This is a genomic window from Thermodesulfovibrio sp. 1176, assembly GCF_029946585.1.
GTDB lineage: Bacteria > Nitrospirota > Thermodesulfovibrionia > Thermodesulfovibrionales > Thermodesulfovibrionaceae > Thermodesulfovibrio.
In genome coordinates this window covers 333,120-354,767 of sequence record NZ_JARZRZ010000001.1, presented here as the reverse complement: position 1 = coordinate 354,767, position 21,648 = coordinate 333,120, and the positions used below count along the sequence as shown (strand labels likewise).

19 protein-coding genes and 2 tRNA genes are annotated in these 21,648 nt (G+C 34.2%); 5 read left to right on the top strand and 16 right to left on the bottom strand.

All coding sequences use genetic code 11. The features are described from left to right. From QI155_RS01900 to QI155_RS01845, 12 genes are all read right to left on the bottom strand, one after another. A complete protein-coding gene (locus QI155_RS01900; protein WP_068861019.1) occupies nucleotides 1–183 on the bottom strand; it encodes a twin-arginine translocase TatA/TatE family subunit in 183 nt (60 codons plus the stop codon). Then, entirely contained in the window at nucleotides 171–779 is a 609-nt protein-coding gene (locus QI155_RS01895; RefSeq protein ID WP_083200128.1) for a molybdenum cofactor guanylyltransferase, read from the bottom strand. The genes QI155_RS01900 and QI155_RS01895 overlap by 13 nt, the downstream gene beginning before the upstream one ends. Continuing rightward, the gene (amrB, locus tag QI155_RS01890; protein ID WP_068861021.1) at nucleotides 763–1,572 is read right to left on the bottom strand and encodes an AmmeMemoRadiSam system protein B; all 810 of its coding nucleotides are present in this window, start codon (nucleotides 1,570–1,572) and stop codon (nucleotides 763–765) included. The genes QI155_RS01895 and amrB overlap by 17 nt, the downstream gene beginning before the upstream one ends. Nucleotide 1,573: 1 nt before the next feature. Next, nucleotides 1,574–2,956, bottom strand: a complete 1,383-nt coding sequence (gene dnaB, locus QI155_RS01885) for a replicative DNA helicase (protein ID WP_068861023.1) — start codon at nucleotides 2,954–2,956, stop codon at nucleotides 1,574–1,576. After that, entirely contained in the window at nucleotides 2,956–3,399 is a 444-nt protein-coding gene (gene rplI, locus QI155_RS01880; protein ID WP_281320988.1) for a 50S ribosomal protein L9, read from the bottom strand. The genes dnaB and rplI overlap by 1 nt, the downstream gene beginning before the upstream one ends. 100 nt (nucleotides 3,400–3,499) lie before the next feature. After that, nucleotides 3,500–5,122, bottom strand: coding sequence for a chaperonin GroEL (gene groL / locus QI155_RS01875; RefSeq protein ID WP_281320987.1), 1,623 nt, complete (start codon nucleotides 5,120–5,122; stop codon nucleotides 3,500–3,502). A gap of 22 nt (nucleotides 5,123–5,144) precedes the next feature. Next, entirely contained in the window at nucleotides 5,145–5,411 is a 267-nt protein-coding gene (locus QI155_RS01870) for a co-chaperone GroES (protein WP_068861030.1), read from the bottom strand. A 207-nt stretch (nucleotides 5,412–5,618) separates the two neighbouring features. Then, nucleotides 5,619–5,894: a cell division protein ZapA gene (locus tag QI155_RS01865; RefSeq protein ID WP_068861032.1), complete on the bottom strand. Its 276-nt coding sequence runs from the start codon at nucleotides 5,892–5,894 to the stop codon at nucleotides 5,619–5,621. Further along, nucleotides 5,887–6,093, bottom strand: coding sequence for a cell division protein ZapB (zapB, locus tag QI155_RS01860; RefSeq protein WP_068861034.1), 207 nt, complete (start codon nucleotides 6,091–6,093; stop codon nucleotides 5,887–5,889). The genes QI155_RS01865 and zapB overlap by 8 nt, the downstream gene beginning before the upstream one ends. Next, nucleotides 6,086–8,005, bottom strand: coding sequence for a transglycosylase SLT domain-containing protein (locus QI155_RS01855; RefSeq protein WP_083200129.1), 1,920 nt, complete (start codon nucleotides 8,003–8,005; stop codon nucleotides 6,086–6,088). The genes zapB and QI155_RS01855 overlap by 8 nt, the downstream gene beginning before the upstream one ends. Further along, nucleotides 8,002–9,171, bottom strand: coding sequence for a chorismate synthase (gene aroC / locus QI155_RS01850; protein WP_068861038.1), 1,170 nt, complete (start codon nucleotides 9,169–9,171; stop codon nucleotides 8,002–8,004). The genes QI155_RS01855 and aroC overlap by 4 nt, the downstream gene beginning before the upstream one ends. A gap of 4 nt (nucleotides 9,172–9,175) precedes the next feature. Beyond that, nucleotides 9,176–9,724 (bottom strand): flavin reductase family protein, encoded by a 549-nt coding sequence (locus tag QI155_RS01845; RefSeq protein ID WP_281320986.1) that lies wholly within the window; start codon nucleotides 9,722–9,724, stop codon nucleotides 9,176–9,178. A gap of 62 nt (nucleotides 9,725–9,786) precedes the next feature. On the opposite strand from QI155_RS01845, the gene ftsH reads away from it, so the two are divergent. Both ftsH and folP read left to right on the top strand, forming a co-directional pair. Further along, complete coding sequence (gene ftsH / locus QI155_RS01840) at nucleotides 9,787–11,598, top strand: ATP-dependent zinc metalloprotease FtsH (RefSeq protein WP_068861042.1); 1,812 nt, start codon at nucleotides 9,787–9,789, stop codon at nucleotides 11,596–11,598. Continuing rightward, complete coding sequence (gene folP, locus QI155_RS01835) at nucleotides 11,595–12,461, top strand: dihydropteroate synthase (RefSeq protein ID WP_068861044.1); 867 nt, start codon at nucleotides 11,595–11,597, stop codon at nucleotides 12,459–12,461. The genes ftsH and folP overlap by 4 nt, the downstream gene beginning before the upstream one ends. Here the strand turns inward: folP and argS are convergent. The 3 genes from argS to QI155_RS01820 form a co-directional block, all read right to left on the bottom strand. Beyond that, nucleotides 12,439–14,058 carry an arginine--tRNA ligase gene (gene argS / locus QI155_RS01830; protein WP_068861046.1) on the bottom strand — a complete coding sequence of 540 codons (1,620 nt, stop codon included), beginning with the start codon at nucleotides 14,056–14,058 and terminating at the stop codon, nucleotides 12,439–12,441. The genes folP and argS overlap by 23 nt on opposite strands. A 119-nt stretch (nucleotides 14,059–14,177) precedes the next feature. Next, nucleotides 14,178–14,253, bottom strand: a tRNA-His gene (locus QI155_RS01825). Between the two features lie 3 nt (nucleotides 14,254–14,256). Next, nucleotides 14,257–14,330 (bottom strand) — tRNA-Arg (locus tag QI155_RS01820). Nucleotides 14,331–15,061: 731 nt separating this feature from the next. On the opposite strand from QI155_RS01820, the gene rho reads away from it, so the two are divergent. Genes rho through purL form a run of 3 tightly spaced genes read left to right on the top strand, consistent with a single transcriptional unit; the run spans nucleotide 15,062 to nucleotide 20,650 of the window. Beyond that, nucleotides 15,062–16,312, top strand: a complete 1,251-nt coding sequence (rho, locus tag QI155_RS01815) for a transcription termination factor Rho (RefSeq protein ID WP_068861056.1) — start codon at nucleotides 15,062–15,064, stop codon at nucleotides 16,310–16,312. Continuing rightward, entirely contained in the window at nucleotides 16,309–16,722 is a 414-nt protein-coding gene (locus tag QI155_RS01810) for a PaaI family thioesterase (RefSeq protein ID WP_068861048.1), read from the top strand. Before rho ends, QI155_RS01810 begins: the two co-directional genes overlap by 4 nt. Continuing rightward, a complete protein-coding gene (gene purL / locus QI155_RS01805; protein ID WP_281320985.1) occupies nucleotides 16,703–20,650 on the top strand; it encodes a phosphoribosylformylglycinamidine synthase in 3,948 nt (1,315 codons plus the stop codon). The genes QI155_RS01810 and purL overlap by 20 nt, the downstream gene beginning before the upstream one ends. On the opposite strand, the gene tsaD is transcribed toward purL, so the two are convergent. Continuing rightward, complete coding sequence (gene tsaD / locus QI155_RS01800) at nucleotides 20,645–21,646, bottom strand: tRNA (adenosine(37)-N6)-threonylcarbamoyltransferase complex transferase subunit TsaD (RefSeq protein WP_068861545.1); 1,002 nt, start codon at nucleotides 21,644–21,646, stop codon at nucleotides 20,645–20,647. The genes purL and tsaD overlap by 6 nt on opposite strands. Nucleotides 21,647–21,648: the final 2 nt, after the last annotated feature.

The following is a 21,648-nucleotide window of genomic DNA, read 5'->3' as shown; positions in this document are numbered from 1 at the left end:
TTACTTTTTCTCTTCATCCTTCTTTGGTGTTACATCAATCTCGTCTTTTTCGCTTGTTGCTTTTTTGAAGTTTTTTATGGCTTCTCCAATTCCTTTTCCTATTTGTGGAAGTCTTGTGGCACCAAAAAGAACTATCACGATTACAAGAATTATAAGTAACTCCTGTGTTCCTAAGCCAAACATTTTATGCCTCCCTTTGTGAAAATTTTTAAATCTTCCTCTGTGTTTATATTAATAAAAGATAACCCTTCTTCATCAAAATTTGCAACATCAATTAACTGAGCATGATTGTCATGAAGAAGTTTTATCATGCTTAGTTTGTCTTGTTTAAGAAGATATTCTATTTCATCTAAAAGTTTTTTTGAATAAATCCCAGGTAAAGGATAAATTTTACTCTGATATAATGGAACCGTTATAATACTTTTTTGAGTTCTATGTCTTTCAAAAAGTTCGTAAATAACTTCTTTTTTAACAAAAGGCATATCACAGGCAAAAGCAAACACGTCATATTTTGCATTACTTAAAGCCACATGAATTCCTGCCATCGGGCCTTTAAAGGGATATATATCTCCAAGAAGAGAAATGCCAGTATAAAAATATAAATCTGGAAAATTAGTGACAATATAAATTTCTTCAAATATATCCCTTATTTTTGAGGTAAGAATGTCAATTAACCTTTTATCATTCAAAGAAATCAAACATTTAGTTACTTTCATCCTTGAGGACTTTCCACCTGCGAGTATTACTCCTGTAAGAGGAATTTTATAATACGAGGGCACCTAAATATCCTACAACTCTATCATAATCTCTGCTTACTTCGGCAGAGGTAGCATATTTTACTATTTGAACCTCTTTGGCTCCTAATAACTTAGTAGCATAAAGCATTGTGACTGTTGGTAGAAAACCGCACATAGAGATTTTATTTTCTAAGACAGTATTATAAAGTCCCTCTGGATCAAAATTTTTTATTTTTTCAATTGCTAAGGCATCAACCTTTCTTGCAAGATCATCAGGTAAATAATGACTCATATCTGTGCTTGAGATTAAAATTACTTTTTCATTTAGTTTAAGGTCTTGAATAGACTCAAAAATAGTTTTTGCAAGAGATATACAAGACTTTAGATTAACCATTTTAATGGCAATTGGGATTATTTTAGCATCTGGATTAGTTTTATAGATAAAAGGAAGTTGTACTTCAATGGAATGCTCATAAATATGAGCCTGGATGTCTTCTTTGGCATAATCATTATTCTCTACGATTTTTTTTGCCAATTCAGTATGAATTTTTATTTTTCCAAGAGGAATTTCCCATTCTCCTTCAGTCATTATTGATATATCACTGCCATAACCAGTATGATTTGGTCCTAAAAGAATATATATCTCCTTTGGTTTAATCTTGGTATATACAGCACCAGCTACATGTCCTGAATAGACATAGCCAGCATGGGGACAGATTGCACCATAGGCATTTAGATTTCCGCTTGTTGACATGTATTCTTCTAATTCATAAAGAAGTTCTGTTGGATTGGCTGGATAAAAATATCCAGCTACTGCTGGTTTTCTTGTATACATTTTAAACTTCCTCTTCTGTTTCTGTACCCATATATTTATCTGTAAAATCAAGGAATCGTGTATAATCACTCAAGAATGTGAGATAAACAGTATCAGTGGGACCATTCCTTTGTTTTGCTACTATTACCTCTGCTTTACCTTTGTTTGCAGGATTTTTCTTGTTGTATACTTCGTCTCTGTAAAGGAAAATTATAACATCAGCATCCTGTTCAATTGCTCCTGATTCTCTAAGATTTGCAAGAGTAGGTCTTCTATCGGTAGTTTTTTCTACAGAGCGATTTAGCTGACTTAATGCAATCACAGGCACTTTGAGTTCCTTTGCCATTGCTTTTAAAGAACGAGAAATTTCTGATATCTCCTGTTCTCTTCTGTCATAGGCTGTTCGACTTCTCATCAACTGTAAATAGTCTATTATGATAAGACTTAGTTTTCCTTTTTCCATTTTTAATCTTCTTGCCTTTGCTCGTATTTCAAGAACACTCATTTGGGAAGAATCATCAATATATATTGGAGCTTCACTAAGTCTAACAGCATAATCAGTAAGTCTTTCCCAATCTCTTTTGCTAATGAATCCTTTTCTCAAAGCAGAAGCATTAACCATTGCAAGGGAACTTAAAAGTCTCATAGCAATCTGTTCTTTAGACATCTCAAGACTAAAAAAAGCAACAGGTTCTCCAAGTTCAACACCTACATGCTGAGCTATATTAAGAGAAAAAGCTGTTTTACCCATTCCAGGTCTTCCACCAATAATTATTAAATCCCCAGGTTGAAATCCTGATGTTAATTCATCTAAATCTTTGAATCCTGAAGGAACACCGGTAATTACAGCTTTTCGCTCGTACATACTTTCAATTATCTTGAAAGTTTGTTTGACCACATCCTTCATTTGATAAAAATTTGTATTAGTCCGTTTTTCAGAAATTTCAAAAATTAATTTTTCTGCATAATCAATCATTTCTTCAGCATCTTCTGGTTCTTCATAAATTTTTGTAGCAATTTCTGTACATGCTCTTATAAGTGATCTAAGAAGAGCCTTTTCTCTAACTAATTTTGCATGATATCGAATATTAGCAGAAGTTGGAACAACAGTGGCAAGAGTACTTAAATATGATAATCCTCCAACTTCTTCAAGTTCACCTTTGTCCTTTAAATGTTCAGTTATAGTAATGAGGTCTATTGGTTCATTTTTATCGAAAAGTTCAAGCATAGCAAGATAAATCTTTCGATGAGCTTCTCTATAGAAATCATCGGGAGATAAAATCTCTATTGCCTTTGTAATTGATTCTCCTTCAAGTATGATAGCACCTAAGACAGCCTGTTCAGCTTCAAGACTCTGGGGAGGAAGTCTGTCAACAGCGCTTTCTATGTTTCTTAAATAAGCCATTACTCTGGAATTATGGTTACTTTAACTTTGGCTGTAATATTTTCGTGGAATCTGACTTCAACTTCATATTCACCAATTCTTTTAATTGGCTCTAAAACAGTGATTTGTTTTTTATCAATAGCAAATCCTTCCTTTTCAAGGGCAACTGCTATATCTTTTGATGTTATTGAGCCAAAAAGTTTTTGATCTTCTCCAGCCTTTGCTGAAATTTTTAGATTGACCTGAGATAATCTTTCAGCAATACTTTGAGCATCCTGTCTTTTTTTCTTTGCTTCTTCTTCAATTTTTTTCCTCTGATATTCAAGAAGTTTCATATTTTTTTCATCAGCTAAAAGGGCAAGTCCCTTTGGAAAAAGAAAATTTCTTGCATATCCATCTTTTACATTGACAATCTGACCTGCTTTACCTAAATTTGGAATATCTTCTTTGAGTATAACTTTCATCTGCCCTCCTCAAAAAATTTTTTACACTTTAATATATCATAACATAAAAAAAGGGCAGAGTCAGAACTCTGCCCCGAATAATGTTTAATAAATCTTTCTGTTAATACATATCAGGTGATGGCATAGGAGGTTTCTTTTCTTCTTCTGGAATTTCAGCAACCAATACTTCGGTGGTAAGCATTAATCCTGCTACAGAAGCAGCATTCTGAAGAGCTGTTCTTGTAACCTTTGTTGGATCAATAATACCAGCTTCCATCATATCAACAAATTTTTCTGCATAGGCATCGTATCCGTAATTGATATTCTTGTTTTCTTTTACCTTTTCAACAATCAGAGTTGCTTCCACTCCTGCATTAGCAATAATCTGTTTGATAGGCTCTTCAAGAGCTTTTTTGACTATCTCAACTCCTAATTGCTGATCATGATTTTCAAGCTTGAGATTCTTTAAAGCTTTTTGACATCTAAGAAGTGCTACACCGCCACCAGGAACAATTCCTTCTTCAACAGCTGCTCTTGTAGCATTTAGTGCGTCCTCAACTCTTGCCTTCTTTTCTTTCATCTCAGATTCTGTGGCTGCACCGACATTTATTCTTGCCACACCACCTGCAAGTTTAGCAAGACGTTCCTGAAGCTTTTCACGGTCATAATCAGATGTGGTTTCATCAATCTGGACTTTAATTTGCTTGATTCTTGCCTGAATCTTTTGTGGGTCTCCGGCTCCTTCAACAATAGTTGTATTGTCTTTGTCAACTATAATTTTCTTTGCTCTTCCAAGATCTTCAATCTTTACATTCTCAAGTTTGAGACCTATATCTTCTGAGATAACTGTTCCTCCTGTGAGAATAGCAATGTCTTCAAGCATTGCCTTTCTTCTCTCACCAAATCCTGGAGCTTTTACTGCACATACCTGTAAGACTCCTCTTAGTTTGTTTACAACCAATGTGGCAAGAGCCTCGCCTTCAACATCTTCTGCAATTATTAATAGAGGCCTTCCCATTCTTGCAATCTGTTCAAGAATGGAGAGAAGATCTTTCATGCTTGAAATCTTTTTATCATGGATTAAAACAAAGGCATCTTCAAGGATGCATTCAAGTCTTTCGGGGTCAGTTATAAAATAGGGAGAGATATATCCGCGATCAAACTGCATTCCTTCAACTATATCAAGGGTTGTTGCCATGCCCTTTGCCTCTTCAACAGTAATAACTCCATCTTTACCTACTTTATCCATTGCCTCAGCTATAAGTTCACCGATGGAGGAATCATTATTGGCAGAAATTGTTCCAACCTGAGCAATCTCTTTTTTGTCTACAACAGGTTTTGATATCTTCTTTAATTCTTCTACAACTGCTTCAACAGCTTTATCAATACCTCTTTTAAGATCCATTGAATTTGCACCAGCAGAGACATATTTAAGTCCTTCTTTATAAATTGCATAGGCTAATACTGTTGCAGTGGTTGTTCCATCTCCTGCTACATCTGAAGTTTTTGATGCTACTTCACGAACAAGTTGAGCTCCCATATTTTCAAAGGGATCTTTAAGGTCTATCTCTTTTGCTACTGTTACACCGTCTTTTGTAACATTAGGAGAACCAAATTTTCTCTCAATAACAACATTCCTTCCTCTTGGACCTAAAGTTGCTTTAACTGCATCAGTTAAAATTGTTATTCCTCTTAAAACTGCTTGCCTTGCTCCATCTCCAAATATTAACTGCTTTGCTGCCATATCATCCCCTCCTTTTAAATTTTTATTTTTCTACAATTCCTAATATTTCCTCTTCTTTAATAATTAGATATTCAACATCATCGACTTTAATTTTTGAACCAGCATACTTGTCAAATAATACAGTGTCTCCAACTTTTACCTCTTTAACTTCTGAGCCAATCTCAATAACTGTTCCTTTTTGTGGTTTTTCCTTCGCAACATCCGGGACATAAATTCCTCCTGGTGTCTTTTCAAGCTCCTCTGAGGAATACTTAACTACAACTCTGTCTTTTAAAGGTTTAATCTTCATATCCTCCCTCCTTCTTTATTTTTATTTTGTTAGCAACTAATGTTATCGAGTGCTAATATAACCTGATTTAATAAATATAAGCAAACTTAAATTTGAAGATATATGGCTTTTTTATAGTGATTTTTAGTAAATATCTTTAATTTTTTATTTTTTACTCTATTTTCCTTAAAAAATTTTCTTTTCTTATCATCTTTGATTTTATAAAGTTTAATCAAGTAAACTGAGCAACTCATTTGTTTTAGTTTCGAGATTGCTTAGCTTTTTTTTTGTCTCTTCAAGAATCTTTTTGGTTTCTTCAAGCTCATCGGCAACATAAAAACAGGCAAGTATAGCCGCCCTTAAAGGTGTAAGATTTGGATTTTGCTCATAAACTTTTCTAAGTTTTTCATCCACATAGGCAGCTAAACTTTCCACATATTCAGGAGGTTTTTCTCCTTTTATAGTATATTTTTGCCCTAAAATGTAAACTTCAGTTTTATACATTTGACTCCAGATCGAGTTCTTTTAACAATTCTTCAATTTGTTTTTTTATTATTTCTCTCTCTGAGTGCAAATTTTCTATTTCCTGATTTTTGGTCCTAATAATCTCTTCAAGACTTGTAATTCGTTTTTGAAGTTCTTCCTTTTCTGCTTTAAGCATTTTGATCTTATCAATAGCGGATTGAATTTTTTGATCAATCATCTTTTCCTCCTCTAATTTTTATTATTTGAGAAATTTTTTCGGTCGAAATAGTTTTATTTATTCTTTGATATTCAAAATATGAAACTAAAACCCTCTGTACATATGCACGTGTTTCGCCATATGGAATATCCTCTATAAATTCGTCTATGCTATTATAATCATTATTTTTAATCCATAAAGAAACCACATTTTCTCCTGCATTGTAAGCAGCAACAGCAAAAGCTATATCTCCAAATTCTTCAATTAGTTTTTTTAAATAATAAGTTCCTATGGTAATATTTTTCTCTGGATCAAAAAGTTCTTGTGCCTGCTGAATGTTTAACCCTATTCTTTTACCCTCTCTTTTTGCTGTATCAGGCATTAGTTGCATAAGTCCAATAGCTCCTGCAGATGATATAGCAAATCTGTCAAATCTTGACTCTTCTCTCATAATTGCAAAAATAAGAGTTGGATCAATCTCGAATCTTTTAGAAACTTTATTTACAATTTCTCTATATGATTGGGGATATAAAAGATCTTGATAATTAAATCTATGAGGGAATCTTGATATAAGTCTTACAGAAGTAGCATAATCTCCCAGATTATAAAGTATTCTGCTGTAAAAAGGAATGTTTTCATTATCTTTATTATTTTTTATCAAATTTTTTAATTCTCTTAAAGCCTCTTCTTTAAAGCCTGCCTTTGAAAGTAATTCAACTCTTAAAGGAAGATTTTTATTGCTATCATTAAGAGATAATGGTTCTGGTATATATGTTACCTTACCTTTTAAAAACAAAAGGTATGAATAAATATCTCCAGGCTGAAAGGACAGGGAGTATTGTTTTGTTGCAAAAACTCCTTTTCCTTCATTAGCTTTCTCTAACCAATAAATATACTTAAGTTTCCCATAGGATGAATAGAGTTCTTTGAAAATCTTCTTTGCTTCATCATATTGACCTGCTCTATAGTAAGTCCATCCTAAATACCACATTGCCTCTTCCTTAGATGAAGGATATAAATCAACGACTCTTTTTAATAAATTAACTGCTTTTTCTGTGTCGCCTGTTCTTCTTATAATATTTGAATAGTTTATTAATAAGTCACCAATTCTCTGGTCTGCAGAGTTAATATACTCTTTCATCTCTTTTTCAAAGGTAAAAAAATCTCTTGCTCTAAGGAGTGATCTGCCTCGCCAGTAGTTGTCTCCAATTTTTTTAAAAATTTCTGCACTTTCACTGTATCTTTTTTGCATAAAAAGGCTATAACCAAGGATTGATAGAATTTCCTCATTTTTTTGATTCTTTAATCTTGATAAAGCCTCTTTGAGATATTTTTCAGACTCTTTAAACATATAGGCATTGTTTAATGCCTTTGCTTTTCTTATTAAATCATTTATAGTTATGTCCTCCTTTGACAGTTCTTTTTCAGCTTTATCAGCAAAAGATGAGGATGTCAAAAATATCTCTTTAAATAACTTTTTTGACTTTTCAGTATTTCCCTTTTCTTTTAAATACTGAGCAAACTCAAACTTTACTGCTAAATCTTCAGAATAATCATTTATATATGTTTGATAAAGCATTTCGATATCGGCGCTATTTAATTTACTAAAAATTTTTATTTCCTCTTTTCTTACATCTTTTAAAATTGGAGAGGATGAATAATTTCTTTTAATTTCAGATAAATCCATAAGTGCTTCATTATATTGCCCAAGTCCAATATAACTTTTTGCTCGCCAAAAGAGAATATAGTCTCCAATTTCTTTTAATTCAGGTAATACTTTTGTAAAATTTTTTTCAGCAATTGAAAAATTTCCTGAATCTAATGCTCTTTTACCTTCTATAAGATAGTTTAAAGCAGGAAATTCAGATAAAATTGAAGATGGCAGACTAATCATCAACAAAAATATAAATAATAACAAACAGTATTTCTTCATTTTATCCCTATTCTATTGAGATAAAATTCGTAGTTTTTTCTAACATCTTCTATGTTATCTCCACCGAACTTTTCTAAAAAAGTCTGAGCTAAAGACCATGCAAGGACTGCTTCTCCGATTACACTCGCAGCAGCAACTGCGCATATATCAGACCTTTCATAGGCTGCATCAACCCTCTCTTTTGTAAAAACATCTATTGATTTCAAAGGTTTTCTTAATGTTGGAATAGGCTTCATTGTAGCTTTGATAACGATTGGCATACCATTACTCATGCCACCTTCTATTCCACCCATGTGATTTGTCTTTCTATAAAAAAACCCGTCATAAAAAATCTCATCCATAACTTCAGAGCCAAATTTTTTTGAAATATCAACTCCATCGCCTATTTCTACTGCCTTTATTGCTTGAATGCTCATAAATGCTTGAGCTATAATGCCATCAAGCTTTCTATCCCAATGAACATAACTGCCAAGACCTGGTGGAACACCAACTGCAAAAACTACAAATCTTCCACCAAGGCTATTGCCATTCTTTATTGCTTCATCAATTAGTTCTATCATTTTATTTTCAATTTGGATGGAAGGGCATCTAACCTTTGAAGATTCAGCCTTTTTATGAAGTTCTAAGAGATCTTCTTTTTTTAGTTGGGAAATTTCGAGGTCTAAATTTACAGAACCAATTCCACATACAAAACTTCCAATGAAAATATTAAATTCTTTTAAAAATTTTTTTGCTAAAGCTCCTATTGCAACCCTTATAGCAGTTTCTCTTGCTGAAGAACGTTCAAGTACATTTCTTATATCAGAATGTCCATATTTTAAAAATCCTGCTAAATCTGCATGACCTGGTCTTGGCTTTGTAACTGGTGCGATGGAATCTTCAAATTGGCTGTCAGGATTCATTGCCTTTTCCCAGTTATTCCAATCTCTATTTTTAATAGATAAAGCTATGGGTGAACCGATAGTTTTACCCCATCTTATTCCTGAAAGAATCTCCACTTCATCAGATTCTATTTTCATTCTTCCACCCCGACCATATCCACCTTGTCTTCTTTTGAGGTCAATGTCGATATCATCTTTAGAAATAGACAAACCTGCAGGCATCCCCTCAATTATACCTATAAGACATTTACCATGAGACTCCCCTCCAGTAAGAAATCTAAGCATAGCCCTATTTTAAAATATGTTTATCTTTTTTTTCATCTGAAAAATACACTAATTTTTTTCCTCCTAAATGCATCGGAATAGTATTTTCAACCCACATTCCATTCTTAAATAATTCTTCATTCACTGTACTCAAAAGAACCTCTGATAGAAAACCATAGCACTCACCTGCATCTATTGTCTGAACTAATTTGCATTCAATAAATCCTGCACAACCATCTATCAAAGGAGCAGATATTTTTTGAGCTTTTATTTTCTTAAGCCCTGCTTCTTTAAATTTATCAACTTTTCTACCAGTCTTGCTACCACAAATCCAAATTGTCTTCTCCATTTTTTTTGTTGGGATGTTAATTGCAAACTCTCCTGTTTCCAGAATTAATTCTGCTGTATAATGCTCCTTTGATACAAAAACAATAACCATCGGTGGTTCCTCTGAAGCAGGAGATGCCCAAGCACAGGACATAACATTTTCTCTACCGTCTTTTCCAATAGATGTAAGAAGAAATACTACCTTAGGATGAAGCAGTCGATAAAATTCTTCCTTGAGAATTTTCATCTTTACACCCCCTAATTTTATTTCATTTTACAATTATATCAATTTTAAGGTAAAATGACTTTATGAATGGACAGACAAAGGGAACCTTAAAAACTCTATTAATTTGGCTTGTTATAGGTGTATCTATCATTGCACTCTTTAATCTTTTTAGTGTGCCCCAAAAATCTGAAAAAGAAATAATATTCTCAGAATTTTTAATAAAGCTTCAAAATAATCAGGTTGAAGAAGCCCAAATTAAAGATAGTTCTATTACAGGAAAACTTAAAGACGGAACCCAATTTAAAACCTACTATATCAATTATCCAGACCTTGTAAAAGAACTTTCTACCCAAGGCGTAAAATTTTCAGTCAAACCACCAGAGCAGACTCCATGGTATGTGAATTTTCTTATTTCATGGGGACCTATTATTTTCCTTATCTTTCTTTGGATTATGTTTATGAAACAAATGCAAGCAGGGAGTTCTCGCGCCATGTCCTTTGGTAAAGCAAGAGCAAGAATGGTTTCCAATAAATCTATAAAAGTAACCTTTGCAGATGTTGCAGGGATTGAAGAAGTAAAGGAAGAAGTAAAAGAAGTTGTTGATTTTCTTACAAATCCTCAGAAATATACAAAAATTGGTGCTAAAATTCCTAAAGGTATTTTATTAGTTGGTCCTCCTGGAACAGGTAAAACCCTTCTTGCAAAAGCAATTGCAGGAGAAGCAGGTGTTCCCTTTTTCTCTATATCCGGTTCAGATTTTGTTGAAATGTTTGTTGGTGTTGGTGCGAGCAGAGTCAGAGACCTCTTTGAACAGGCGAAGAAAAATGCTCCCTGTATAATCTTTATCGATGAAATTGATGCTGTTGGAAGACAAAGAGGTGCTGGATTAGGAGGTGGACACGATGAAAGAGAACAAACACTAAATCAGTTACTTGTTGAAATGGATGGTTTTGAAAGCAATGAAGGTATTATAGTGCTTGCAGCCACAAATAGACCTGATGTTTTAGACCCCGCATTACTAAGACCTGGAAGATTTGACCGTCAAATTGTTGTGCCTTTACCAGATGTAAAAGGTAGGCTTGAAATACTCAAAGTACATACTAAAAAAGTTCCATTAGGCGATGATGTAGACCTTGAAAAAATTGCAAGAGGAACTCCTGGTTTTTCAGGAGCAGATCTGTCAAATCTTGTCAATGAAGCAGCGCTTTTAGCAGCAAGAAGAAATAGTGAAAAAGTGCACATGAATGATTTTGAATCTGCAAAGGACAAGGTTTTAATGGGAGTTGAAAGAAAAAGTATGGTCTTAAGTGAAGAAGAAAGAAAAATTACAGCCTATCACGAGGCTGGACATGCTCTTGTTGCAAAACTTACACCATCTACAGATCCTATCCACAAAGTAAGTATTATTCCAAGAGGTAGAGCCCTTGGTGTTACTCAACAGCTTCCCCTTGATGACAGATATACCTATTCAAAAGATTATCTTTATGGAACCCTAAAAGTACTTCTTGGTGGAAGAGTTGCTGAAGAAATTGCTCTCCAAACAATGACAACAGGAGCAGGCAATGACCTTGAAAGAGCTACAGAACTTGCAAGAAAAATGGTAACAGAATGGGGTATGAGCGAGAGAATGGGTCCGCTTACCTTTGGCAAAAGAGAAGAACATGTGTTTTTAGGAAGAGAAATTGCTAAACACAGGGATTACTCAGATAAAACAGCAGAAGAAATTGATGAGGAAACAAAAAGAATTGTAACAGAAGCCTATCATCAAACCAAGGACTTACTCGAAAAAAACAGAAATCTCCTTGATGCTATTGCCAAAGCTCTTTTAGAAAGAGAAACTCTTGAAGCAAATGAAATAGACCAGATAATCTTAGAAGCAAAAGTAGCTGCATGAAAATCAGTTTTCGAAATTTTCTCCTTGATTTTTCAAAAAAAACTTATATTATGGGAATTCTGAATGTAACTCCAGATTCTTTTTTTGACGGTGGCAAATATATTAATTTTAAGAAAGCAGTAGAAAGAGGATTACAGCTTGCTGAAGAAGGAGCAGATATCATTGATATAGGAGGAGAATCAACTCGTCCCGGTGCTGAACCATTATCAGTAGATGAAGAATTAAAACGAGTAATACCTGTTATAGAGAATCTTTCAAAAAAAATCAATATTCCAATATCTATTGACACCTATAAAGCAAAAGTAGCTGAAGAAGCAATAAATGCAGGAGCTACAATTATTAATGATATAAGCGGACTTAGATTTGACCCTCAAATGCCCTATATAGCATCTAAATACGATACACCTGTTGTTATAATGCACATAAAGGGAACTCCAAAAAATATGCAAATAAATCCTGTATATGATGCCCTTATACCAGAAATTATAGAGTATTTAAGAAACTCAATAGTAATTGCAAAAAATGCAGGGGTTAAAGAAAACAATATTATCATTGACCCTGGAATAGGATTTGGTAAAAAACCAGAACACAATTTATTAATAATAAAAAATCTCAAAGAATTTGCCAATCTTGGCAAGCCAATTCTTATAGGTGTCTCAAGAAAAAGCTTTATTGGAAAAATTTTAGATAATGCTCCTGCAGAGCAAAGACTTGAAGGCACAATGGCAGCTGTAGCGGTATCAGTTATAAATGGAGCTAATATTGTGAGAGTTCACGATGTTAAAGAAATTGTAAAAGTTGTTAAAGTTGTCGACGCTATAAAATTTGGTCGAATTCCTACTACATCTTATCAGGAGCTTTAACTCCTAACATTTTTAATCCGTGCTTAAGCACAAACATTACTGCCTTACATAAAGAAAGCCTTGCATCAGTTAAATCTTTGTCTTCTGTTATTACTCTAAATTTATGATAATAGGAATGAAATTCGCCTGCAAGTTCCTGTAAATAAAAAGTTATTCTGTGAGGTTCTCTTAGATTCACAGCCAATTCAAAAATCATTGGATATGTTAGCACTTTTTTAATAAGTTTTAATTCATCTTCATTAAAAAGTTCACCGTTAAAATTTTTAGGCTCATAATTAGCTTTCTCAAAAATACTATTTATCCTTGCATGGGCATATTGCACATAATAAACAGGATTTTCCTGCGACTGTTTTTTAGCTATTTCCACATCAAACTCTAAATGGCTATCATGTCTTCGGGTAAGAAAGATGAATTTAGTAGTATCCGCACCTATTTCATCAATAAGTTCTCTTAATGTCACAAAAGTTCCGGCTCTTTTTGACATCTGTACAGGTATGCCATCTCTAAGCAAATTTACCATCTGGATTAGCAAAATTTTTATTTGTGATGGATTCATCCCCAAAGCCTGAACTGCGGCAGTTACTCTTTTTATGTAACCATGATGATCTGCTCCCCATATATTTATTAACTCATTAAAGCCTCTTTCAATTTTATTTTTATGATAAGCAATATCAGAGGCAAAATATGTATAAGTACCATCACTTTTTACAACAACTCTATCTTTTTCATCTCCGAAAGCTGTTGAACGAAACCATAAAGCACCATCTTTTTCATAAATAAAACCAAGTTCTTTAAGTTTAATTAGCGTCCTTTGAACTTCTCCTGTGTGAAAGAGTTTTCTTTCGCTTACCCATTTATCAAAAATAACACCAAAATCTTCAAGATCCCTTTGAATTTCTGCAAGAATTTTTTTATAGGCAAAATCTATCAGAAAATCTCCTACTTCATCGAAGTTTTTTTCTTTTAACTGTTCACCATAAGAATCATATATTTCTTTTGCAAGCTCATTGATGTATTCCCCTTTATAACAATCATCTGGCATAGGTGTATCTTTGCCGAATATTTTCTGAAGAGCAATATATACACTTAATCCTAAAAGTTCAACCTGTCGTCCAGCGTCATTTATATAATATTCTGTTGATACATCAAATCCTGCCTCTTTTAAGATATTAGCTAAAGCCTGTCCAACTGCTGCTCCTCTTCCATGGCCAAGATGCAAAGGTCCTGTTGGATTAGCACTAACAAATTCAATTTGAATTTTTTTACCCTTTCCAATATTTTGAGCAAAAAATTCATTGCCTTTATTTAATAATTCATGAAGTTTTGAGATTACAAACTCTCTTTTAAATTTAAAGTTTATAAATCCAGGCTTGGCTATTTCGATACTATCAAAAATATCCTTTTCAAGGTCGGCTTTAATCTCTTCTGCTATTTTTATTGGAGGCTTCTTTAAAACTCTGGCAAGTTCCATTGCAAGAGGAGTACTTAAATCACCAAAGGATTCGTTTTTTGGTGTTTCAAGCTCAACATTTATTGATGTATCAAGATTAAATTTTTTTAAACAACTTATAATTCTATTTCTTACTTCCTGATGCATAAGAATTAATTATACTTGAAAAATGACCTCTTTATCAAATAAATCAAAATTCTTTTATAAAATTGCTGATTAAAGAAAGGCTGTCTTTCGTTCAAGAAGTCTTTTTTTATCAGTATAATTGGGGCGGATGACGGGACTCGAACCCGCAGCACCTGGAGCCACAGTCCAGTGCTCTAACCTTTGAGCTACATCCGCCAACGCGCCTGGAGGGATTCGAACCCCCGGCCCACTGCTTAGAAGGCAGTTGCTCTATCCGACTGAGCTACAGGCGCAACAGTTATATTTTAAAAATTTTATCCACTCTAATGCAACCTGTCGACGTTCCTCAAAAATAATTTCTCTAAAGAAATATTGTTTCCTGAGATTACCGATGAGAATATAAAAAGTAAGCCTTCTTTTATGGATTTTAATTTTAAGGGTGGAATAAAACCTCGAAAAAGAAGTCTCGTAAATATAATAAAACAAAAAATATTTTCATTCAACATATCCTCCACAAAAGATTAGATAACAGCAAGAGCAGTTTTAGCAGTTTATTCTGAAGTTCTCAAGGAGGCAAAACCCCTTTGTATCCCCAAAAGATAAATTCTTTATTTTTTATCTAAAGGGAGTTTGAGGAACAAAATCCCTCAAAGGTCACAAAAGAGTTTGTAGAAAAATAATGCTTACCCATCCACAGTTGGTGATTGGCTAAGAAGACAGGGAAATTCAGAGGGGCTTAAGGTATTATCTTGGTAAAAAATGGAGTTAAAAGATAAGTAAATGAGAAATTTTAGATAAAACCACCCCTAAAAATGCGATGCTCTTAGAGTCAAAAAATCACTCTTTGAAATTTCTATCGGCAATTTCAGGGTAAAAAAAAATATTGACAAAATTTTATAGATTTTGTATGCTTAATTTATCAACTACTTACCCTCCTCGGAAGGGTTAGATATATTTAAAAAGTGAAAAAAATCCTTAAAAAATCAATAATCGGGGTAATATAATGGATAACAATACTATTCCAATTTCTATTTCTGAGTTAAAACAAAAAAAAATTCCAGAACTAATGGAGATGGCAAGTACTTTAAACATTGAAAATGCCACCTCGCTTAAAAAACAGGATCTCATTTTTGCAATCCTTCAGAGTCAGATTGAAAAGATAGGAACTGTCTATGGTTCAGGAGTCCTTGAAATTCTTCCAGAAGGATTTGGCTTTTTAAGAAGTCCTGATTACAGTTACCTGCCAAGTCCTGATGATATTTATGTTTCACCATCTCAGATAAGAAAATTTGGACTGAGAACAGGAGACCTGATTACAGGGCAAATAAGGCCTCCTAAGGAAAATGAAAGATACTTTGCTCTTCTTAAAGTTGAAACAATTAATGGAAAACAAGTTGAAGAAAGCATTACAAGACCTCTTTTTGATAACTTAACTCCCTATTATCCTACTGAAAAAATTAATCTTGAATACAATCCAACAGATTATTCTACAAGAGTGATGGATTTACTTACTCCTGTTGGAAAAGGTCAGCGTGGTCTTATAGTTGCTGCTCCAAGAACAGGCAAAACAATGCTTCTTCAATCAATTGCAAAGGCAATAAAAAAGAATCATCCTGAGATATATTTAATTATCCTACTAATTGATGAAAGACCAGAAGAAGTAACTGATTGGAAAAGACAGGTTACAGGTGCAGAAATAATTAGTTCCACCTTTGATGAGCCTGCTAACAGGCATTGTCAGGTTTCAGAAATGGTTATTGAGAGGGCAAAAAGACTTGTAGAGGAAGGTCAAGATGTTGTAATATTACTTGACAGTTTAACAAGACTTGCAAGGGCTTACAATGCTATAACACCTGCAAGCGGAAAGGTACTTTCTGGTGGATTAGAAGCAACGGCACTTCAGAAACCTAAAAGATTTTTCGGAACAGCAAGAAATATTGAAGAAGGCGGTTCTCTAACAGTAATTGCTACAGCCCTTGTTGAAACAGGAAGTAGAATGGATGATGTTATTTTTGAAGAATTTAAAGGAACTGGCAATATGGAAGTTCATTTAGATAGAAAACTTGCTGACAAAAGAATATTCCCAAGCATTGATATTGGGGCTTCTGGTACAAGAAAAGAAGAATTACTTGTACCACCTGATGTTCTAAACAAGGTATGGATTTTAAGAAAAGTTTTAAGTACTCTTAGCCCTATTGAAGCAATGGAGTTTTTATTAAGCAAACTTAAGGGAACAAAATCAAATAAAGAATTTCTTGAAATGATGAATAAATGATGAAAACTGAGGATTACTGTTTTGTATGTGGCAGTAGGAATCCGAAAGGTATAAAAGCTGTATTCAATCATGGACAAGGCATGTCCTTTTCAGAATTAACTCTTTCTGATGAATACCAGGGCTGGAGCGGAATAATTCATGGAGGAATTATATCAGCCCTGCTTGATGAAGCATGTGTTTATGCTGGAAATTCTCTTGGATTCAATACAGTTACAGCAGAATTAAAAGTTAGATTTAAAAATTCAGTAGCACCTCACGAAAAAATATTTATAGAAGCTAAGGCAGAGCATAAAAAATCAAAGCTGATTGAAGCAAAAGCCTGGATAAAAAAATTAGATGGTTCTCTGGTAGCAGAAGCGGAAAGCAAATTAATAATAAAGGAAAAAAAGAGTGATAATAAGATTTTATAGAAAATCAGCACTTTCAGAATATAAAACCCATCTACTTTTAAAACGTTTACATTCTGAAATTTCAGATGAAATCAAACAGATTGAAACAGAGTTTTGTTACTATATACAGACAGATGCAAAATTATCAGAAAATGAATTAAATGTTCTAAGATGGCTTTTATCAGAAACCTTTGAACCAGAAAATTTTTCAGAAAAAAGTTTCTTAAGTTCAAACAATGGAATGATATTTGAGGTAGGACCACGACTTAATTTTTCCACTGCCTGGTCAACCTGTGCTGTATCTGTCTGCCACAGCATTGGAATAAAAAAAATCCAAAGAATAGAACGCTCTCGCAGATATAAATTAAGCCCTGAAATCAAAGAATTTCCCAAAAATATCTTCCTAAACATGATTCATGACAGAATGACCGAATGCCTCTATTTAGAGCCTTTAAAAGATTTCTCCCATGGCATAAAACCACAGCCTGTAAAAATAATACCTGTCCTTGAAGAAGGAAAAGAAGCTTTAGAAAAAATAAATAATGAGCTTGGTCTTGGATGGGATGAATGGGATATTGATTTTTATCTTACCCTTTTCAGAGATAGATTGAAGAGGAATCCTACAGATGTAGAATGTTTTGACCTTGCTCAGTCAAACAGTGAACATTCAAGACACTGGTTTTTCAGAGGAATTCTTATTATTGATGGAAAACCAGTAAAGCGTTCGCTTTTTGACATAGTAAAAGAACCTCTAAAAAGAAATCCCAGAAACTCTGTTATAGCTTTCAAAGACAACTCAAGTGCTATCTATGGTGCAAAAATAAGTTATCTAAAACCTGAAAAATCCGGTAATCCTTCTAAGTTTAAGATAGAAAAAAATCTTTATCATCTCATTTTTACTGCAGAAACACATAATTTTCCAACAGGTGTAGCACCCTTTCCAGGAGCTGAAACAGGAACAGGAGGAAGAATTCGCGATGTCCATGCCACTGGCAAAGGTGCTTTAACAATTGCAGGAACTGCTGCATACTGTGTAGGAAATCTGCAAATTCCACAATATGAACTTCCATGGGAAGATAAATCATTTAATTATCCAGGGAATCTTGCAAAACCCCTTCAAATTGAAATAGAGGCGAGCAATGGTGCTTCAGATTATGGAAATAAATTTGGTGAGCCAATAATAGCAGGATTTACCCGCTCCTTTGGAATGAGATTTAATGATGGAGAAAGAATTGAATGGGTAAAACCAATAATGTTTACAGGTGGCATTGGTCAGATAAATTCAATTCATACAGAAAAAGAACCTCCTCAGAAAGGAATGTATGTTGTAAAAATTGGTGGTCCTGCATACAGAATTGGAATGGGAGGGGGTGCTGCTTCTTCAGTTGTCTCAGGAGAATTGGCTGAGGAGCTTGATTTCAATGCTGTTCAACGAGGAGATGCTGAAATGGAAAATAAACTTAACAGAGTTGTCCGTGCCTGCGTTGAACTTGGAAGTAAAAACCCTATTGTAAGCATTCATGATCAGGGTGCTGGGGGAAACTGTAATGTAGTCAAAGAGCTTGTCTATCCTGAAGGAGCAAAAATTGATATAAGAAAGGTAATATTAGGAGATGAAACTCTATCAGTTCTTGAGATTTGGGGTGCTGAATATCAGGAAAATGATGCGCTGTTAATAAAAAAAGAAAGTGTTTCTCTTTTTAAAAACCTCTGTGAAAGAGAAAGGCTTCCATGGTCTATTATTGGAGAAGTAACAGGAGATGGAAAACTTATTGTCTATGACAGTAAAGATGATCAGATTGCTGTAAACTTTAACCTTAAAGATGTCCTAGGAGAGATTCCAAAAAAAGAATTTCAATTGCAAACAATAGAAAGAAAACTTGAGCCTCTTAATCTTCCAACAAATTTGACAATTCATGAAGCCCTTGATAGAGTTCTAAGACTTCTGTCAGTTGGGTCAAAAAGATTTTTAACAAATAAAGTAGACCGATCAGTTACAGGATTGATTGTTAGACAACAATGTGCAGGTCCTGTTCAACTTACTGTCTCTGATGTATGTGTTGTTGCTCAAAGTTATTTTGATAAAACAGGAATTGCCCATGCAATTGGTGAACAACCAATAAAGGGACTTATAAATCCTGAGGCAATGGCAAGACTTTCAGTAACTGAAGCACTTACAAACATAGTATGGGCAAAAATAACGGATATTGAAGATATAAAATGCTCTGCAAACTGGATGTGGGCAGCAAAACTTCCTGGAGAGGGTGTACGTCTTTACAGAGCAGCTCAAGCAATGGCAGAGTTAATGATAAAGCTTGGGATAGCAATTGATGGAGGGAAAGACTCCCTTTCAATGGCTGCAAAAGTAAAAAAACAAGAAGGAGTTGAAGTAGTAAAATCTCCTGGAACACTTGTAATATCAGCCTATGCTCCCTGTCCTGACATAAATAAAGTAATTACCCCCGATATAAAAGCTCCCGGTGAAAGCCTGATTCTTTTTATTGATTTAAGTAATGGAAAAAAAAGACTTGGAGGAACTGCTTTAGCTCAATGTTTCGGGCAACTAGGAAATGACTGTCCAGACTTAGAAGACCCTGAACTTCTAAAAAGAACTTTCAAAGTCGTTCAATCTTTAATTGATCAAAATCTCATACTTTCTGGACATGACCGTTCAGATGGAGGACTTATTGTAACTTTGCTTGAGATGGCTTTTTCAGGTAGTTCTGGTTTATTAATAAAAATGAAGGAAAGTCATTCTGAGCTCCCTCTTTGTCATTCTGAGCCGAAGGCGAAGAATCTCTTCCTTGTTTCCGAACTTTTCAATGAAGAACCAGGTCTTGCCATAGAAGTTGATATAAAAAAAGTTAAGAAAGTAAAAGAAATACTCAATGAAAACAACATACCCTATTACGAAATTGCAAAAACTTTACAAGAAGACAGAATCATTATTGAACATGGAAATAAAATTGTTCTTGATGAACCAATGACAAAATTAAGAGACCTCTGGGAAGAGACAAGTTATAGAATTGACCTTCTACAGGCAAATCCTGAATGTGTGCAGGAAGAAAAAAGAGTAATTTATGCAAGGGTTTCACCAAAGTACAACTTGAGCTTCATCCCAGATAAAACACCAACAATAATCCTTAGAAAAAAGGCAAAACCAGCTGTTGCGATAATTCGGGAAGAAGGAAGTAATGGAGACAGAGAGATGGCAGCAGCCTTTTATTCTGTAGGATTTGAACCCTGGGATATATGCATGCAAGATTTGATAGATAAAAAAATTTCACTTAAAAAATTTAAAGGGATTGCCTTTGTTGGAGGATTTAGTTTTGCCGATGTACTTGATTCTGCTAAAGGATGGGCAGGCTGTATCAAATTTTCCCACCTTAAAAAAGAGTTTGAAGAATTTTATATGCGATCTGATACATTCAGTCTTGGTGTTTGTAATGGATGTCAGCTTATGGCACTTCTTGGATGGATTCCATGGTATGGAATTGAGCAGATTATGCAACCTCGATTTATATGGAATAAATCAGGAAGATTTGAATCCCGTTTTGCAACAGTAAAAATTTTACCTTCACCATCAATTATGCTTCAAGGGATGGAAGGATCAGTCTTAGGAATATGGATAGCTCATGGAGAAGGAAGAGCCTATTTCCCTGATAAAGCAATACTTGATAAGGTAATTGAAAAAAATCTTGCACCACTTCGTTATGTCGATGATGATGGGAATATCACAGAAACCTACCCTTTCAATCCAAATGGTTCACCATTAGGAATTACTGCTTTATGCACTGAAGATGGTCGCCACTTAGCAATGATGCCTCATCCTGAAAGAACCTTTTTACTGTGGCAATGGGCATGGGTGCCTGAGGAATGGAAAAAATTAAAGGCTTCACCATGGATTAAACTTTTTCAAAATGCAAGATTCTGGTGTGACAGTTTATAAAGGCATATATGCCTTGGCATTAAGATACAAATCCGATCTTTCACCCCTTAAAAATCTATGATAACCTGCTATTGCTATCATGGCTGCATTGTCAGTACATAAAGCCTTTGATGGAAGAAAAATCTCCAAACCTTCTTGTTTAAGCATTCCAGCCCTTTTCCTTAGTTCGCTATTTGCAGCAACACCACCAGTAATTACAACTCTATCTATTTTTTCTGAGTCTAAAGCCCATTTTATTTTTTCAATCAACACATCTATAACTGAATCTTGAAAAGAAGCAGCGATATCTTTTTTTATTTCCTCTGAAACATTTCCTTCTTTATAATTGAGATCTTTTAGAAGAACTTTTACAGCTGTTTTTAAACCACTGAAACTGAAATCCAGACTTCCATGCAAATAGGGTCTTGGTAGATTGAATTTCTCTGGGTTACCATCCTTTGCTAAAAAATCAATTACAGGTCCACCAGGATATCCAAGTCCAAGCATTTTTGCTACTTTATCATAGGCTTCTCCAGCTGCATCGTCACGGGTTCTTCCAAGTTCTTTATATTTTCCAAAATCATCAACTCTGTAAAGACTTGTATGACCGCCTGAAACAATTAAGCATAAAAAAGGAAAATCTGGATATTTTTCTTCAAGAAAAACTGCCTGAATGTGTCCCTCGAGATGATTTACTCCGATAATAGGTTTTTCTGAAGCATAACTTAAAGCCTTGGCAAAACATAATCCTACTAATAATGATCCAATAAGACCAGGACCATTACAAACTGCTATTAACTCAATATCTTTTATGGTAACATTTGCTTCTTCTAAGGCTTTATCTGTGACATTCCAAATCCATTCAATATGTTTGCGGGAAGCTATCTCAGGCACTATTCCACCATATTTACTGTGAAACTTAATCTGGGAAGATACAATATTGCTTAAAATTTTTCTATTCTCTAAAACTGCTACAGATGTATCATCACAGGATGTATCAATACCGAGTATAATCATAA

What these genes read in the sequence shown, in the direction of transcription:
- QI155_RS01900 (WP_068861019.1), bottom strand. Translation starts at nt 183, where the DNA reads ATGTTTGGCTTAGGAACACAGGAGTTACTTATAATTCTTGTAATCGTG.
- amrB (WP_068861021.1), bottom strand. Translation starts at nt 1,572, where the DNA reads ATGTATACAAGAAAACCAGCAGTAGCTGGATATTTTTATCCAGCCAAT.
- dnaB (WP_068861023.1), bottom strand. Translation starts at nt 2,956, where the DNA reads ATGGCTTATTTAAGAAACATAGAAAGCGCTGTTGACAGACTTCCTCCC.
- rplI (WP_281320988.1), bottom strand. Translation starts at nt 3,399, where the DNA reads ATGAAAGTTATACTCAAAGAAGATATTCCAAATTTAGGTAAAGCAGGT.
- groL (WP_281320987.1), bottom strand. Translation starts at nt 5,122, where the DNA reads ATGGCAGCAAAGCAGTTAATATTTGGAGATGGAGCAAGGCAAGCAGTT.
- QI155_RS01870 (WP_068861030.1), bottom strand. Translation starts at nt 5,411, where the DNA reads ATGAAGATTAAACCTTTAAAAGACAGAGTTGTAGTTAAGTATTCCTCA.
- QI155_RS01865 (WP_068861032.1), bottom strand. Translation starts at nt 5,894, where the DNA reads ATGTATAAAACTGAAGTTTACATTTTAGGGCAAAAATATACTATAAAA.
- zapB (WP_068861034.1), bottom strand. Translation starts at nt 6,093, where the DNA reads ATGATTGATCAAAAAATTCAATCCGCTATTGATAAGATCAAAATGCTT.
- QI155_RS01855 (WP_083200129.1), bottom strand. Translation starts at nt 8,005, where the DNA reads ATGAAGAAATACTGTTTGTTATTATTTATATTTTTGTTGATGATTAGT.
- aroC (WP_068861038.1), bottom strand. Translation starts at nt 9,171, where the DNA reads ATGCTTAGATTTCTTACTGGAGGGGAGTCTCATGGTAAATGTCTTATA.
- QI155_RS01845 (WP_281320986.1), bottom strand. Translation starts at nt 9,724, where the DNA reads ATGAAAATTCTCAAGGAAGAATTTTATCGACTGCTTCATCCTAAGGTA.
- ftsH (WP_068861042.1), top strand. Translation starts at nt 9,787, where the DNA reads ATGAATGGACAGACAAAGGGAACCTTAAAAACTCTATTAATTTGGCTT.
- folP (WP_068861044.1), top strand. Translation starts at nt 11,595, where the DNA reads ATGAAAATCAGTTTTCGAAATTTTCTCCTTGATTTTTCAAAAAAAACT.
- argS (WP_068861046.1), bottom strand. Translation starts at nt 14,058, where the DNA reads ATGCATCAGGAAGTAAGAAATAGAATTATAAGTTGTTTAAAAAAATTT.
- QI155_RS01810 (WP_068861048.1), top strand. Translation starts at nt 16,309, where the DNA reads ATGATGAAAACTGAGGATTACTGTTTTGTATGTGGCAGTAGGAATCCG.
- tsaD (WP_068861545.1), bottom strand. Translation starts at nt 21,646, where the DNA reads ATGATTATACTCGGTATTGATACATCCTGTGATGATACATCTGTAGCA.